This is a genomic window from Aeromonas sp. 1HA1 (assembly GCF_029237385.1).
GTDB classification, from domain to species: domain Bacteria; phylum Pseudomonadota; class Gammaproteobacteria; order Enterobacterales; family Aeromonadaceae; genus Aeromonas; species Aeromonas popoffii.
Genome location: NZ_JAACGC010000003.1, coordinates 54,661 through 70,738 on the forward strand (window position 1 = coordinate 54,661; position 16,078 = coordinate 70,738).

A 16,078-nucleotide genomic window follows, 5' to 3' on the forward strand; every position below is an offset into this window, starting at 1 on the left:
CATGGCTAAACAGTTGATGATGACACTGCCGGACGAGGCAGCAACAGTGGCACTGGGTGGCCGTCTGGCACACGCCTGCCAGCAGGCGACCACGGTGTTCTTGCACGGCTCCCTCGGGGCCGGAAAAACCACCCTGACCCGTGGCTGGGTGCAGGGGCTGGGCCATCAGGGCAAGGTCAAGAGCCCGACTTACACTCTGGTCGAGCCCTATGAACTGGCCGAGTGGCAGGTTTACCACTTCGATCTCTACCGCCTGGCCGATCCGGAAGAGCTGGAGTTCATGGGCATTCGGGACTACTTTGCCGCCAATACCCTCTGTCTGGTGGAGTGGCCAGAAAAGGGTGAAGGCTGGCTGCCGGTTTCGGATCTGGACATTACCCTGACTTATGTAAACGAGCAGCGTGAGGCTCTGATAGAGGCTCGCACTGCGATTGGCGAAGCCATTCTGGAACGGTTGTCATCTACGTGCGCGTGATCCTTGTTATTGTCCTCTCTCTGATGGCCTTACCCTCCTGGGCGAATCAGCTCAAGAGTGTGCGGGTGTGGCCATCGCCGGATAACACCCGGGTGGTACTCGACATGAGCAGCGCCCCCAATTACAACTACTTCACTCTGACCGGCCCGGATCGGCTGGTGATCGACCTCAAAGGGGCGAACAACGTCACCAATCTGGCCCGCATCGAGAACAAGAGCGAGCTGGTGCGCAAGATCCGCGAGAGTTCACCGCTGGAGAAGGGCGGCCTGCGACTGGTGTTGGACTTGAGCTCCACCATCAAGCCTGTGGTCTTTCCGCTGGCGCCGGCGGGCCCCTATGGTCATCGGCTGGTGATCGACCTGCCTTATGAAGAGAAAGCCTCCGTCGCCGTGCAGGCTACGCCAGTGGCCGGCAAGGGCAGAGGCGTGGTGATCGCCATCGATCCGGGCCATGGCGGAGAAGATCCGGGTTCCATCGGTCCACGCCGCACTTATGAGAAGCGGGTCACCCTGGCGGTTTCCCAGAAGTTGGCTGCACTCATCGACAGGGAACCCGGCATGCGCGCCGTGCTGACCCGTCGTGGCGACTATTTCGTCGATCTGAACAAGCGCTCCGAGATAGCCCGCAAGGCCAAGGCCGACTTGCTGGTGTCGGTGCACGCTGACAGTTTCCACAACGCCACCCCGCGGGGAGCCTCGGTCTGGGTGCTGTCGACCAATCGTGCCAATCGCGAGATGGGCAGCTGGCTGGAGAAGCAGGAGAAACAGGGTGAACTGCTGGGCGGGGTGGGCAAGGTATTGGCTGAGTCCGATCCAAACCCCTATCTGGCACAGACCTTCCTCGATCTCTCCATGGACAAGTCCCGTGCCGAGGGGTACGACGTCAGCCGCCAGATCCTGCGTTCCATGGGCAAGGTGGCCAGGTTGCACAAGAAGGCGCCGGAGCACGCCAGTCTGGCAGTGCTCAAAGCACCGGACATCCCCTCAGTACTGGTGGAGACAGGCTTTATCTCCAACCATGCGGAGGAGCAGCTGCTGGCTACCCCCGCTTATCAGGATCAGCTGGCTCGCGCCATCTTCGAGGGCATCCGCAACTACTACCGTGCCCACCCGACCAAGGGGGCCATGCTGACCGGTAAGGGGCAGGCCAGCAAGCCAGCTGCGGTCAGCAGACCTGTGGCGGTGAGCAAACCCGCGCAGGTGCAGTCGCAGCCCGTGATGACCAACCGGATGCCGGCCACAGAACCAAACCGCAGCCGTGATGGCGGCGCCCCGGTCAGCAGCGTCAGCAGCTCGTCCGGCGCCGGTGTGATCAAGCCGTATGTGGTGGCAGCCAAGGAGCCGAGCATGCCGGTCAGCAGCGTGCAGAGCAACGACAAGGCCAAGATGATCCGCCACGTGGTCACCCGTGGCCAGAGCCTCTCTCGCCTCGCCGAGAAGTTCGGGGTGAGCCAGGCGCGGCTGGTGGAGATCAACAAACTCAAATCACGGGATATCCAGATAGGGCAGGTGCTCTATATCCCCCAAAAATAGCAACTGGGAGCAGCCATACCGATCCCTGTTTTATCGCCTTTCCTGGCCAACCAGATTGCTGCCGGAGAGAGGGTGGATCGGTCCTGCTCAGCGGTGACAGTGTCTGGAACCCGCAAGACCAAAGGTCAGGAGTAAGCCATGCCGATCCGTATTTTACCGCCGATCCTGGCCAACCAGATTGCCGCAGGAGAGGTGGTGGAGCGGCCCTCTTCGGTCGTGAAGGAGCTGGTGGAAAACAGCCTGGACGCGGGTGCCGACCGGGTCGAGATTGACATCGACAAGGGCGGTGCCAAGCTGATCCGCATCCGTGACAACGGCTGCGGCGTCGCCAAAGACGAGCTGGTGCTGGCGTTGTCGCGTCACGCCACCTCCAAGGTGGCGACCCTGGATGATCTGGAAGGGATCTGCAGCCTGGGGTTTCGCGGCGAGGCGCTCGCCTCCATCAGCTCGGTTTCTCGTCTCACCTTCACCTCCCGCACCCTGGATCAGTCCGAGGCCTGGCAAGCCCAGGCGGAAGGGCGTGAGATGCAGGTCACCGTCAAGCCCGCGGCCCACCCGGTGGGGACCACAGTGGAAGTGGTGGATCTCTTCTTCAATACGCCCGCGCGGCGCAAATTCATGCGCAGCGAAAAGACCGAGTTTGCCCATATCGACGAGCTGGTGCGTCGCATCGCGCTCTCCCGTTTCGATGTCACCCTGATCCTGCGCCACAACGGCAAGGTGATGCGCCAGTACAAGGCTGCCAATACGGTACCTGAGCAGGAGCGCCGCCTGGCCGCTGTCTGTGGCACCCCCTTCATGCACCACGCGCTGGCGGTGGAAAGCGAGCACAGCGACGTGCGCCTGCGGGGCTGGCTGGCGACCCCTGAGGGGGCCAGACCGCAGAACGACCTGCAATACACCTATGTGAACGGCCGCATGATGCGCGACAAGCTCATCAATCACGCCATCCGCCAGGCCTATGACGAGCTGCTGCCTGCCGATCGCTTCGCCGCCTATGTGCTCTATATCGAGCTGGATCCCCATCAGGTGGATGTGAACGTCCATCCGGCCAAGCACGAGGTGCGTTTCCATCAGGCACGCCTCATCCACGACTTCATCTTCCAGGCGCTGTTCACAGCCCTGCACCGGGAGGCGGCCGCCAGAGCCGAACAGGGCGAACTGCTGGCCGAGACCCTGGTCGAGCTGCCGGTCAGCGGGCAGATTGAATACCCGGGCCAGGCGCCTCGTCCCGAGTGGTACGGCGCCGAGCACAATTATCGGACTCCGGCTGCGACGAATGAAGTGCGAGAAGGGGGAGTGGCTCGCGCCAGCCATTATCAGCCGCCCGAGCCGCCCAGCCGGGATGCGATGCGTGGCATGGGGGCGCTGCTCACCACCCTATCTGATGCGGGGTCCGCGTCTGTCGTACCCGTTACCCCGGTGGCGACCTCCAACGCAGCCGTTCAGGCCGCGCCCGGAGTCTGGCGGGCGCTCATCCTGGTGGAGCAGGCTTATCTGCTGCTGGCGCGAGATGGTCAACTGGCACTGCTCTCGCTGGTGCGGGCCGAGCGCCTGCTGCTGCGCAACTGGCTGCTGGAGGCCTGGGGGCAGGGACTGGCGGCGCAACCGCTGCTACTGCCGGTCTCCTTCAAGTTGCCCAAGAACTTGATAGCGCTGGTTGAAGAGCAGGAGCGTTTGCTCACCCGCATGGGACTGGAGTTGAAAAACGGGGGGCGCGACACCATGATCCTGACTCGGGTGCCAGCCTTGCTGCGTCAAACCGATCTGGTGCGGTTATTACCCGAATTATTGCAAATTATCGAGAGCGGATCTGACAGTGATGCTAGCCAGCTGGCTGAAGTATTATGCCAATGGTTGGTAGAGCAGGGGATAACTCGCGAAAAAGTATATGATTTTTCAACTGCCAGTCGTTTGCTGATGGAACTTGTGACCGATTTCAGTGACCAACTGGCAGACACGCGCATGGTGCGCCCTGTGTCGTTGGCAAGCGTGCTGGCCGAGTTTGCCGATGGCAACTGAGGGGCGGGATGGCCGCCTCTTTGACCAATAGATATGTTTTTTGCAGGTGTGCCCGCTCTGGTGGTGACCATGCAAGGGGAGTTTTTCACGTGGCTGACTTGCCGACTGCAATTTTTCTGATGGGGCCGACGGCCTCCGGCAAGACGGATCTCGCCATCAATCTGTGTCAGGCCCTGCCCTGCGACATCATCAGCGTGGACTCTGCGCTCATCTATCGCGGCATGGACATAGGTACCGCCAAGCCGACCGCCCACGAGCTGGCCCTGGCGCCCCATAAGCTGATCGACATGCTCGATCCTGCCTTGAGCTATTCTGCGGTAGATTTTTGCCGCGATGCCCTGCGGGAGATGGACGACATAGTGGCCCGTGGCCGCATTCCGCTGCTGGTGGGGGGGACAATGCTCTATTTCAAGGCGTTGTTGGAGGGGCTCTCGCCGCTACCATCCGCCGACCCTGTCATTCGTGCCGGGATTGAGGAAGAGGCGGCCCGCCTCGGCTGGCAGGCGCTGCACGAGGAGCTGGTGCGCATAGACCCGGTCGCCGGGGCGCGCATTCATCCCAATGACCCGCAGCGTCTGAGCCGGGCACTGGAGGTGTATCGTATCAGTGGCAAGACGCTCACTGAACTTACGCAAGTGCAGGGGGCGGGGCTGCCCTATCGGGTGCATCAGTTTGCCATCGCTCCGAGCGATCGCGCCCTGTTACACCAGCGTATCGAACAGCGCTTTGACAAGATGTTGCAAAGCGGGTTCGAGCAAGAGGTCAGGGCGCTCTATGAGCGCGGCGATCTCACCCCTGATCTGCCCGCTATTCGCTGCGTTGGCTACCGCCAAATGTGGGACTACCTGGCAGGGGAAGTGGAGTATGATGAGATGCGCTATCGCGGAATTGTTGCCACCCGCCAGTTGGCCAAGCGTCAAATGACCTGGTTGCGCGGTTGGCCTGAAATCACCTGGTTGGAATCTGGAGAGTCTGGCAATCTGGCAAGGGTCGTGGCCCGTGCCGGTGTGGCTTGACACTCCTGTATAATCAGGTTGTTATATTGATATCCTGTGTTTAAAAACAACAAACTATAAGGAAAAAGAAGATGGCTAAGGGGCAATCTCTCCAAGACCCGTTTTTGAATGCGCTGCGCCGTGAGCGGATTCCTGTTTCTATCTATTTGGTGAACGGCATCAAACTGCAGGGTCAGATCGAATCGTTTGACCAGTTTGTCATTTTGCTGAAGAACACCGTGAGCCAGATGGTCTACAAACACGCCATTTCCACCGTGGTGCCAGCACGTGCCGTCAACCATCACCAGCATGTCCCTGGCGCAGCTGGCGAAGAACAGGGTGAAGCCGAGGCGTGATATCCCAGGGCGAGATGACTCGCCAACCCAGATTCATCATGATTCCTGTCAAGGAGCAAGCGCTTGTTTGACCGTTATGAAGCAGGCGAACAGGCCGTTCTGGTACATGTCAACTTCAGCGATGAGGGTGAGCGGGAGGATCTGGAAGAGCTCAAACTGTTGGTGAGCTCGGCTGGGGTCAATGCGTTGGGGGTAGTCACCACCAACCGCAGTGCACCCAGCGCCAAATTTTTTGTCGGCAGCGGCAAGGCTGAAGAGATCGCGTCCCAGGTGCAAATGCTGGGCGCAGACGTGGTGATCTTCAACCATGCCCTGACTCCTGCCCAGGAGCGCAACCTGGAACGCCTGTTCCAGTGTCGGGTCGTTGACAGAACCGGCCTGATTCTGGATATCTTTGCCCAGCGCGCCCGTACCCACGAAGGCAAGTTGCAGGTCGAACTGGCCCAGCTACGCCATCTTTCTACTCGCCTGGTGCGAGGCTGGACTCACCTTGAGCGTCAGAAGGGCGGGATCGGTCTGCGCGGCCCGGGCGAAACCCAGCTTGAAACTGACCGTCGTCTGTTGCGTGAGCGCATCAAGGCGATTTTGCGCCGGCTCGACAAAGTGGCCAAGCAGCGGGAACAGGGCCGCCGTGCCCGCAACAGAAACGAAGTATCGACCGTATCGCTGGTGGGTTACACCAACGCCGGAAAGTCCACTTTGTTCAACCAACTTACAGCTGCCAGCGTGTATGCTGCCGACCAATTGTTCGCAACTCTGGATCCCACCCTGCGTAAATTGGTGATCCTGGATGTGGGTGATGTGATTTTGGCTGATACAGTTGGATTTATTCGACACTTGCCCCATGATCTGGTTGCGGCCTTCAAGGCGACCCTGCAGGAGACCCGTGAAGCGGATCTGCTGCTGCATGTGGTGGATTGTGCCGATGAGCAGATGCAGGAGAATATCGACTCCGTGCAGCAGGTGTTGGCCGAGATTGAAGCCGATGACAGACCCCAGCTGATGATCTGCAACAAGATCGACAAGCTGGTGGATCATCGGGTAGGTCTGGAACGGGATGATGAGGGACGTCCTGTGCGTCTCTGGTTGTCGGCCCAGACCGGGGAAGGCTGTGAATCCCTGTTTACGGCTCTGACCGAGTTGCTGGCCGGTTCCATGGTGCATCATACCCTGCAGTTGCCTCCTTCGGCCGCCAGATTGCGAAGTGCGCTCTATCGCCTTAAAGGCATTGAGCAGGAAGGTTTCAGCGAGGAGGGGGATTTTGTGTTGCAAGTTCGGCTGAAATTAGCCGATTGGAACCGCCTCGTGAAACAGGAAGGTGAGAATTTACAACGCTTTATCAGGCATTGAGTCGCGGATGAAGATGAATGCTTACCCGCTTCATCAACGATTGATGACCAGATAGAGATGATATCCATCCGCTTGTATTAATGGAGATGCTGATGGCTTGGAATGAGCCTGGAAACAACGGCAAAGACCGTGACCCTTGGGGGAACAACGGCAAGAATCAGGGACCCCCTGATCTGGACGAGATGCTGCGCAAGGTGAGCCGCCGTTTTGGCGGTTTGCTGGGGGGTGGCAAGTCAGGTGGTGAAATCGGACGTTTCGGTCTCTCTATCGTCTTGGTGATCGCTGTGGTGGTGTGGGTCCTCAGCGGCTTTTATACCATTCGTGAAGCTGAGCGAGGGGTGATTCTGCGGTTTGGTGCTTACTCTCACAACGTAGAGCCGGGCTTGCGCTGGAAGCCGACTTTTATCGATCGGGTCATACCGGTGGATGTGGAGTCTGTGCGTTCTCTGCCTGCTTCCGGCTTTATGCTGACTCAGGATGAAAACGTGGTGCGGGTCGAGATGGACGTGCAGTTTCGTGTTGTCAATCCGGAACAGTTCCTGTTCAGCGTCACCAATGCCGAGGAGAGTCTGAGCCAGGCTACCGATAGCGCTCTGCGCTATGTGGTGGGTCATACCCGGATGGATGATGTACTGACCACTGGTCGGGAAAGAGTCCGTCAGGAGACCTGGCAGGTGATCGATGACATCATAGAGCCGTACCAAATGGGTCTGCAAATCGTCGACGTCAACTTCTTGCCGGCTCGTCCGCCGGAAGAGGTGAAAGATGCGTTTGATGACGCCATTTCCGCTCAGGAAGATGAACAGCGCTTCATTCGTGAAGCAGAAGCCTATGCTCGTGAAGTCGAGCCGAAGGCGCGTGGTTCAGTCAAGCGTCTGGAGCAGGAAGCGAAAGCTTACAAGTCCCAGGTCGTGTTGAGGGCTCAGGGTGAGGTTGCTCGTTTCAGCGCGCTGCTGCCCACGTATCAGGCGGCTCCTGAGCTGACCCGTAAGCGTATCTATCTGGAAACCATGGAAGAGCTCTATCAGCAAGCTAACAAGGTGGTGGTCGACATGCCGGCTGGCAACAACAGCATGATCTATCTGCCGCTCGACAAGCTCTCTGGCAAAGCAAATGCCGTACAACCGGCTCTTCCGGCTGGTACTCCGGAGGTTGAATCGATTCCTCCGTCCAACGAAGGGGCCAACTCTACACCGATCCCGCTGCGTAGTGGCGATCGTTTCAGCTCAGGGAGAAACTAATAGATGAAAAAAATAGCTATTGGTGTCATCGCTGTGGCCGCTATGATCGGCTTCTCCTCCATCTTTGTGATTGATGAAGGGCAGAAAGGGATAGTTGTGCAGTTTGGCAAGGTGAAGCGGGTTGAATCCGGTGAAGCGCGGCTTTTTGAGCCAGGACTGCACTTCAAGGTGCCCTTCATCGATCAGGTTCGCAAGATGGATGCTCGTATTCAGACCATCGACAGCCAGGCTGATCGCTTCGTCACCTCGGAGAAGAAAGACCTCATCATCGACTCCTATGTGAAGTGGAGGATTGAGGACTTTTCCCGGTTCTACCTGGCAACAGGTGGTGGCAATAAGATGCAGGCTGAAGACCTGCTCAAGCGCAAGATAAACAACGGTCTGCGCTCCGAGATAGGTAACCGCACCATCAGGGACATTGTTTCTGGTGAGCGCAGTACCGTGATGGAAGATGCACTGATGAGGATGGCGCGCTCCTCCGAGCTCGGCATCAAGGTGGTTGATGTGCGGATCAAGCAGATCAACCTGCCGGTCGAAGTCTCCAACTCCATCTTTCAGCGGATGCGTGCCGAGCGGACTGCGGTAGCCCGTGAGCATCGTTCACAGGGTCGTGAGCAGGCCGAAATCCTGCGTGCCAACATCAACCGCAAGGTGACCGTCATGATCGCTGACGCGGAGCGCAATGCGCGTCAGTTGCGTGGTGAAGGGGATGCGGAAGCCGCCAAGATCTATGCCGACAGCTACCAGAAAGACCCCGAGTTTTTCAGCTTCGTGCGTAGCATGGAGGCCTATCGCAAGAGCTTTGCCGGTGGCAACGAGCTGATGGTGCTCAAGCCAGATAGCGAGTTCTTCCGCTACTTCAGGTCGCCTAACGGCACCGAGCAGTAAGAGACAAGCAATAAGACCAAAGGGCCTGATGATTCAGGCCCTTTTGCTTTATGGCGCCAGCCCCCCGCCGATAGGGCGGCTTTTTGTGCAAGGAGCTGGGATGCTGACATCCATGTTGATGGGACTGGGGCTGCTATTGCTGTTTGAAGGGCTTGGCCCCCTGCTGATGCCGAGGGCCTGGCAGCAGATGCTGCGGCTGCTCAGTGATCAGTCACCTGAACACCTGCGCCGTATCGGTGGCTCGCTGGTGGTAGCGGGCGCCGTTATTATCTGGATGTTGAGCCATTGAGCCATCAGGCTGGATCAGCCTCTAACTAAAGCGCAGACCATAAAAAAGAGGCCCACGGGCCTCTTGTTCATCCAGCAGGAGTCGTTGACTCAGGCGCTACGCTGTACCGCCATCTGGGCCAGGGTTTCCAGCGCCTGCTTGTGCTGGGAGTCCGGCAGGACGGCGAGCGCTGCGATGGCCTTGTCGGCCTCTTGCCGGGCACGCATGCGGGAGTACTCCAGCGCACCTGTACGGTCGAGAATGGCCAGGATCTGGTCGAGATGTTCCATGCCGTTGCGGTGCGCTATGGCATCGCGCACCAGCTGACGCTCTTCGGGCGAGCCAACTTCCATGGCCCGCAGCAGTGGCAGGGTGGGCTTGCCTTCAGCCAGATCGTCACCAACGTTCTTGCCCATCTCATCGCTCTGGGAGCAGTAGTCCATCACGTCATCGATGATTTGGAAGGCGGTACCCAGATACTTGCCATAGTTGGTCATGGCCTGCTCGATGGGTTCGGGCTGATGGGTCAGCACGGCAGCGAGGCGGGTGGCGGCCTCGAACAGCTTGGCAGTCTTGCAGTAGATGACCGTCATGTAGCTCTGTTCCGTGGTGTCCGGATCGTTGCAGTTCATCAATTGCAACACTTCGCCCTCGGCTATGGTGTTGGTGGCATCCGACAGTATCTCCATCACCTTCAGATTGGAGAGTTCGCTCATCATCTGAAAGGAGCGACTATAGAGGTAGTCACCGACCAGGACGCTGGCGGCATTGCCAAACAGGGCGTTGGCGGTTTCCCGGCCGCGGCGCAGGTCGGATTCGTCGACCACGTCGTCGTGCAGCAGGGTAGAGGTGTGGATGAATTCTATGATGGCGGCGAGTTTGAGATGATCCTGACCTTCGTATCCCAGTGCGCGGGCGGCCATCACTGTCAGCATGGGGCGCATCCGTTTCCCGCCTGCACTGACAATATAGAAACCCAGCTGGTTGATCAGGCTGACATCGGATTGAAGTCTCGCCAGGATCAGTTCATTCACCGCCGTCATGTCGGCGGCACAGAGCGCACGGATAGTCTGTTGGTCCATAAGTCTCGTAACGTGACGGCAGCAATAACTGCGGTTTTAGTAATGGCGGGGATTCTACACGATTTCACAATGGGTTACAGTTAAGCGTTTATCCACGGCGGCAGATATGCGCACAAAATAAACTTTTTGCTAAATTGGCCTTGCCTGAGCAAATCGATTTGCGTAGAATGCCGGCCCATTGTTATAGGTTTTTGCGCGTGTCTGGCCTTGAGCAAAAGACACGCCTTTACGGAGTTAATCAAATGTACGCGGTATTCCAAAGCGGCGGAAAACAACACCGTGTGGCCGAAGGTCAAATCGTTCGTCTGGAAAAGCTGAACGTTGAGACTGGCGCTACTATCGACTTCAACGAAGTTCTGATGGTTGCTGCAGGCGACACTTTTAAAGTAGGTGCTCCTTTCGTTGAAGGTGGCAAGGTTGTAGCTGAAGTTGTGGCTCACGGCCGTGGCGAGAAAGTGACTATCGTCAAGTTCCGTCGTCGTAAGCACCATCGTAAGCAAGCGGGCCACCGTCAGTGGTTCACTGAAGTCAAAATCACTGGCATCAGCGCTTAATTAGAGGAGTCCGATAGATGGCACACAAAAAAGCTGGCGGTTCATCCCGCAACGGTCGCGATTCTGAAGCTAAACGCCTTGGCGTTAAGCGTTTCGGCGGCGAAACAGTTCTGGCAGGCAGCATCATCGTTCGTCAACGTGGTACCAAGTTCCACGCTGGCACCAACGTTGGTCTGGGCACCGATCACACCCTGTACGCGAAAGCGACTGGCAAGATCCTGTTCGAAGTTAAAGGTCCGCTGAATCGTAAGTACGTTAGCATAGTTGCTGAGTAATTACGGACCGCAAGGATCCGAAGCCCCGCCAACAGGCGGGGCTTTTGTTTTTCTGACGCAGTTTACGAAAAAACGGAACGCAGATGTGCCTGGTGTTGCGCGAGGCATTCATCGCTAAGATGCGTATCGCCCGCAGGGGCCTGTACCACTATAATTGCGTATCGGTTTTTCGAATTAAGGTGACGGTTACCTATGAAGTTTGTTGATGAAGTCCAGATTCGAGTCGATGCCGGTGACGGTGGTAACGGTTGTGTCAGTTTTCGTCGGGAGTTGTACGTTCCCAACGGCGGCCCGGATGGCGGAGACGGTGGCGATGGCGGCGATGTCTATCTGATTGCCGACGAAAACCTGAACACCCTGATCGATTACCGTTTCGAGCGCTTCCATGCGGCCGAGCGCGGTGAGAATGGTCGCAGTGCCAACTGTACTGGTCATCGTGGCAAAGACAAGGTGCTGCGCGTTCCTGTCGGAACCCGCGCCAGTGATGAAGATACCGGTGAGCGACTGGGCGACTTGACCAGCCATGGTCAGAAGTTGATGGTTGCCAAGGGGGGGTTCCACGGTCTGGGCAACACCCGCTTCAAGAGCTCCGTCAACCGGGCGCCGCGCCAGAAGAGCAGCGGTACGCCGGGTGAAGTACGTACCCTGAAGCTGGAACTGTTGCTGCTGGCCGACGTCGGCATGCTGGGTCTGCCCAACGCAGGCAAGTCTACCTTTATCCGCGCAGTGTCTGCCGCCCGACCCAAAGTGGCTGACTACCCCTTCACCACACTCGTGCCGAACCTGGGCGTAGTGCGTGGCGAGAACTCCCGCTCCTTCGTGATCGCCGACATTCCGGGTCTGATCGAGGGTGCCGCCGAAGGCGCCGGTCTGGGGATCCGCTTCCTCAAGCACCTGGAGCGTTGCCGTGTACTGCTCCACCTGGTGGATATCTGCCCGGTAGATGGCTCGGATCCGGCCGTGAATGCCGTGACGATTGTCAAGGAGCTGGAAAAATACAGCCCCGAGCTGGCGGGCAAGCCGCGCTGGCTGGTGTTCAACAAGATGGATCTGATCCTGGAAGAGGAAGCGGTCGAGGTGATGGAGCGCGTTAAGGCTGCGCTGGCCTACGAAGGCCCTGTCTACCAGATCACGGCCATCAGCAAGGAAGGCACCAAGAAGGTGTGCTATGACATCCTTGATCTGCTGGATACCATGCCGCGCACGCTGGTAGAAGATGCCAAGGATGCCATCGAGAAGGTGGAGTTCAAGTGGGACGATTACCACAAGAACCAGCTGGCCCAGGCCGAAGCGGAGGCTGCAGCGGCTTCCCTGGCCTTCGATGCGACCCTCGATGATGATGACTGGGATGATGACGACGAGGATGGCGTTGAAGTCATCTATGTTCGTGACTGATCACTCGGTCCTGCCTGGCGTCTTCGCCCATTGGTGAGAAAAACCGGAGTCTGGTAACAGACTTCGGTTTTTTTATGGGGTCCATCCAGACTGGCTTGATCACCATGTAGATATATTTCTCATGTCACTTATTGCCTGCCAACTGCAACTGATTATACTGCACACCTGAATGTAACCTAATTGAAACAATGTGCTAACTATTTGTAGTGAATTGATATGCATGTCTGTTTGAGGTCATTCTTATGGAAGGTTTACCTGTAAAAATATTTATGCTTGAAATGATCCGTTAAAGGCTTGTTTGTGCATTTTATTGGAGTATTCTTGCGCCCGTTTTGCTGGGTGAAAGCATGAATATGCAGGTTCGCCTGGCTAAGGAAAAGTAACATTAAGGCTGTAAACCATGCTGGAAAAGACTCTGCAAGCACCTGCGCTCAATACCCGCCGCAACGTGCTGATGTTCCTGATCCCGTCACTCATCGGGATCCTGCTGTTCATGACCCCCGTCATCTATGACGGTAATGTCACCATACCCGTCGCCGTGCTGGCGAAACTGGTGCAGACGGTATTTGCCGATTATCTGGTGGCCATGGTCAGTGCCATCATCACCACCACCATGTTGATGACGCTGATTGCCTGGTTGTTCAAGCCGGCCATCCTGGTGCAACGCCCTTTCCTCAACAGCCTGTTCAATGTGCCTCCCTTCTGGGCCTGCGTGCGGGTGCTGGGCGGTGTGTTCGTGCTGCTGACCTTCTTCGAGTTCGGGCCCGAGGTGCTGCGCTCTGATGCCACCGGTGGTCTGGTGCTGCACGATCTGTTGCCTGTGCTGTTCTCGGTGTTCATTTTCGCCGGCCTGCTGTTGCCCCTGCTGCTGGATTTCGGTCTGTTGGAGTTCGTCGGCACCATGATGACTCGCATCATGCGCCCCGTGTTTCGCCTGCCGGGCCGTTCCGCCGTGGATTGCTTCGCATCCTGGCTGGGGGATGGCAGCGTCGGCATTCTGCTGACCAGCAAGCAGTACGAAGGCAAGTTCTACACCCAGCGTGAGGCTGCCGTCATAGGTACCACCTTCTCGGCAGTGTCCATCACCTTCTGTCTGGTGGTGATCTCCCAGGTGAGGCTGGAGCACATGTTCGTGCCCTTCTACCTGACCGTCTGCCTGGCTGGAGTGGTGGCTGCCATCGTGGTGCCGCGCCTGCCACCGCTCTCCTGGAAGAAGGATGTCTATGCCGATGGCGCCCCCCTGTGCCGCCAGCAGGAGTCCGTGCCTCATCAGCACAGCGTGCTGAGCTACGGCTATGAGCGGGCGTTGACCAAGGCCGAGAGCATGACGGACATGGGCGCGGTGGCGCGAGAAGGTGTGAAGAATGCACTCGACATGGTGTTTGGTGTGTTGCCGGTGGTGATGGCCATAGGGACTTGTGCCCTGATGCTGGCCGAGCACACCTCTATCTTCAACTGGCTGGGGGCGCCCTTTGTGCCCTTGCTGGAACTGCTGCAGCTACCGGAAGCCGAGGCGGCCTCCAAGACCATCATGGTGGGCTTCGCCGACATGTTCATCCCGGCCGTGCTGGCATCGACCATAGAGAGCGACATCACACGATTCGTGATCGCCGCCATGTCGGTCACCCAGCTCATTTATATGTCGGAAGTGGGTGCCCTGCTGCTGGGCAGCAAGATCCCGGTCAAGCTGTGGGAGCTGTTTGTCATTTTCCTGCTGCGCACCCTGGTCACTTTGCCGGTCATCGCCGGTGTAGCACATCTGTTGTTCTAGGGCCCTTGCTCTGGATTCAAAACGGTCAACCTGGGTTGGCCGTTTTTTGTGGTCGGCATTAGACCAAAGTGAGTCTTTTTAATGGTGGGTAATTACATTAATGTAACAAGCTGAAAACAGCGTGCCAGCCGAGCAGTAGGCAATTCAAATCGAACGTGGCCAGGAGTCACCCCATGACCTCACTGCTCAGCTACCGGACCGGTCCCTGCGATCAGCCCCTGCTTCATCAGACCATAGGCGAGTACCTGCAAGAGATAGCGGAACGCTTTCCCGAAAGGCCTGCTGTTGTGGTGCGTCATCAGCAGATCCGCTGGAACTACCGCGAATACCTCACCCAGATAGACAGGTTGGCGCTGGGCTTGCTGGGGCTCGGCATCCAGCCGGGCGACAGGGTCGGCATCTGGTCACCAAACAACATAGAGTGGTGTCTGGTGCAGTTCGCCACCGCCCGCATCGGCGCCATCATGGTCTGTATCAATCCTGCCTACCGCAGCTACGAGCTGGAGTTTGCCATCAACAACGTGGGGTGCCGTGCCCTCATCTGTGCCAGTGCCTTCAAGGGCAGCGATTACCTCGCCATGATCAATGAGCTGGCCCCGGAACTGGCCAGCTCGCCGCCCGGGCAGCTGGTCAGCGCCCGCCTGCCAAGCCTGGCGATGGTGATCCGGCTCGGGGAGGAGGCCACCGCCGGCATGCTCAACTTCGGTACCGTGCTGGCGCTGGGGGACGAGCAGGATCCGGACCGGCTTACCCGGGTGGCGGCGAGCCTCAAGCCGGACGATGCCATCAACATCCAGTTCACCTCGGGCACCACGGGCAACCCCAAGGGTGCGATCCTGAGCCACAGCAACATCCTCAACAACGGCCGCCAGGTGGCGCGTGGCATGGCGTTCAGCGAGCAGGACAAGCTCTGCATACCGGTGCCGCTCTATCACTGTTTCGGCATGGTACTCGGCAACCTGGTCTGCATCAGCGTGGGGGCCTGCGCCCTGTTTCCCTCGGAAGCGTTCGACCCTGTGGCAACTCTGCAGATGGTGAGCGAGGAGCGTTGCACCGCCATGCACGGCGTGCCGACCATGTTTATCGCCGAGCTGGAGCTGCCCGGCTTTGCCGAGTTTGATCTCTCCTCCCTGCGCACTGGCATCATGGCCGGGGCCATCTGCCCTGAGCCCTTGATGCGCAAGGTGCAGACCCTGATGCACATGACCGAGGTGACGATTGCCTACGGCCAGACAGAGTGCAGTCCCATCAACCACATGACCGCCATCGATGCGCCACTGCACAAGCGTGTTACCACGGTCGGCCGCGCCCTCGATCACACCGAGATCAAGCTGGTTGATCCGAGTGGCACATTGGTGCCCATCGGCGAGCGGGGGGAGATCTGTTGTCGTAGCAACGGGGTGATGAAGGGTTACTGGCAGGATCCTGCCAAGACGGCGGAGACCATCGACGAGGAGGGCTGGCTGCACTCGGGGGATATCGGCATCATGGATGAAGAGGGTTATGTGCAGATCGTCGGGCGCAGCAAGGAGCTGATCATCCGTGGTGGCGAGAACATCTATCCGCGAGAGATCGAGGAGCGACTCTACGCTCATCCAGCGGTGCAGGATGCGGCCGTGTTCGGTGTCGACAGCGAGCGTTACGGTGAGGAGGTGTGCGCCTGGGTCAAGCTCAGGCCGGATCAAGTGGTTAGTGAGGAGGAGATCAAGCATTTTCTCTCGGCCCGCATCGCTTACTTCAAGGTTCCCAGATACATCCGTTTTGTGGAGGAGTACCCCATGACGGTGACCGGCAAGCTGCAGAAGTTCAAGATGCGGGAGGCCATGAGCCGCGAACTGGTCCGCCAGCATGCCGAGGCGACGCGCTGAGACGGT

At 58.3% G+C, this 16,078-nt stretch carries 15 protein-coding genes; 14 read left to right on the top strand and 1 reads right to left on the bottom strand.

The genetic code is table 11. The annotated features are described in order from the left end of the window. Position 1: 1 nt before the first annotated feature. The 9 genes from tsaE to GWQ22_RS01740 all read left to right on the top strand — a co-directional run bounded on the left by tsaE (position 2) and on the right by GWQ22_RS01740 (position 9,148). Complete coding sequence (gene tsaE, locus GWQ22_RS01700; protein WP_108536047.1) at positions 2-475, top strand: tRNA (adenosine(37)-N6)-threonylcarbamoyltransferase complex ATPase subunit type 1 TsaE; 474 nt, start codon at positions 2-4, stop codon at positions 473-475. Next, positions 466-2,007: an N-acetylmuramoyl-L-alanine amidase gene (locus tag GWQ22_RS01705; protein WP_275929291.1), complete on the top strand. Its 1,542-nt coding sequence runs from the start codon at positions 466-468 to the stop codon at positions 2,005-2,007. Before tsaE ends, GWQ22_RS01705 begins: the two co-directional genes overlap by 10 nt. Positions 2,008-2,145: 138 nt before the next feature. Beyond that, entirely contained in the window at positions 2,146-4,029 is a 1,884-nt protein-coding gene (mutL, locus tag GWQ22_RS01710) for a DNA mismatch repair endonuclease MutL (RefSeq protein ID WP_275929292.1), read from the top strand. Between the two features lie 98 nt (positions 4,030-4,127). Then, on the top strand, positions 4,128-5,045 hold the full coding sequence (gene miaA / locus GWQ22_RS01715; RefSeq protein WP_275929326.1) for a tRNA (adenosine(37)-N6)-dimethylallyltransferase MiaA: 918 nt from the start codon (positions 4,128-4,130) through the stop codon (positions 5,043-5,045). A 71-nt stretch (positions 5,046-5,116) separates the two neighbouring features. After that, on the top strand, positions 5,117-5,380 hold the full coding sequence (hfq, locus tag GWQ22_RS01720; protein WP_005311664.1) for an RNA chaperone Hfq: 264 nt from the start codon (positions 5,117-5,119) through the stop codon (positions 5,378-5,380). Positions 5,381-5,443: 63 nt separating this feature from the next. Beyond that, positions 5,444-6,730, top strand: coding sequence for a ribosome rescue GTPase HflX (hflX, locus tag GWQ22_RS01725; protein ID WP_275929293.1), 1,287 nt, complete (start codon positions 5,444-5,446; stop codon positions 6,728-6,730). 92 nt (positions 6,731-6,822) lie between these two features. After that, positions 6,823-7,971 carry an FtsH protease activity modulator HflK gene (gene hflK / locus GWQ22_RS01730; protein ID WP_042035138.1) on the top strand — a complete coding sequence of 383 codons (1,149 nt, stop codon included), beginning with the start codon at positions 6,823-6,825 and terminating at the stop codon, positions 7,969-7,971. A 3-nt stretch (positions 7,972-7,974) separates the two neighbouring features. Further along, positions 7,975-8,859: a protease modulator HflC gene (hflC, locus tag GWQ22_RS01735; protein WP_042035123.1), complete on the top strand. Its 885-nt coding sequence runs from the start codon at positions 7,975-7,977 to the stop codon at positions 8,857-8,859. A gap of 100 nt (positions 8,860-8,959) precedes the next feature. After that, positions 8,960-9,148, top strand: a complete 189-nt coding sequence (locus GWQ22_RS01740; RefSeq protein ID WP_042035122.1) for a DUF2065 family protein — start codon at positions 8,960-8,962, stop codon at positions 9,146-9,148. An 89-nt stretch (positions 9,149-9,237) separates the two neighbouring features. Here GWQ22_RS01740 and ispB read toward each other — a convergent pair whose 3' ends face one another. After that, positions 9,238-10,209: an octaprenyl diphosphate synthase gene (ispB, locus tag GWQ22_RS01745; protein ID WP_042035121.1), complete on the bottom strand. Its 972-nt coding sequence runs from the start codon at positions 10,207-10,209 to the stop codon at positions 9,238-9,240. 242 nt (positions 10,210-10,451) lie between these two features. Here ispB and rplU point away from each other — a divergent pair, with 242 nt between their 5' ends. The 5 genes from rplU (at position 10,452) to GWQ22_RS01770 (ending at position 16,072) form a co-directional block, all read left to right on the top strand. Beyond that, entirely contained in the window at positions 10,452-10,763 is a 312-nt protein-coding gene (rplU, locus tag GWQ22_RS01750) for a 50S ribosomal protein L21 (protein ID WP_005304210.1), read from the top strand. A gap of 17 nt (positions 10,764-10,780) precedes the next feature. Then, positions 10,781-11,038, top strand: coding sequence for a 50S ribosomal protein L27 (gene rpmA, locus GWQ22_RS01755; RefSeq protein WP_005311678.1), 258 nt, complete (start codon positions 10,781-10,783; stop codon positions 11,036-11,038). 192 nt (positions 11,039-11,230) lie between these two features. After that, entirely contained in the window at positions 11,231-12,433 is a 1,203-nt protein-coding gene (gene cgtA, locus GWQ22_RS01760; protein WP_275929294.1) for an Obg family GTPase CgtA, read from the top strand. A gap of 400 nt (positions 12,434-12,833) precedes the next feature. After that, positions 12,834-14,204: a YjiH family protein gene (locus tag GWQ22_RS01765; protein WP_108537089.1), complete on the top strand. Its 1,371-nt coding sequence runs from the start codon at positions 12,834-12,836 to the stop codon at positions 14,202-14,204. 173 nt (positions 14,205-14,377) lie between these two features. Then, positions 14,378-16,072, top strand: a complete 1,695-nt coding sequence (locus GWQ22_RS01770) for an AMP-binding protein (RefSeq protein WP_275929295.1) — start codon at positions 14,378-14,380, stop codon at positions 16,070-16,072. Positions 16,073-16,078 lie beyond the last annotated feature (6 nt).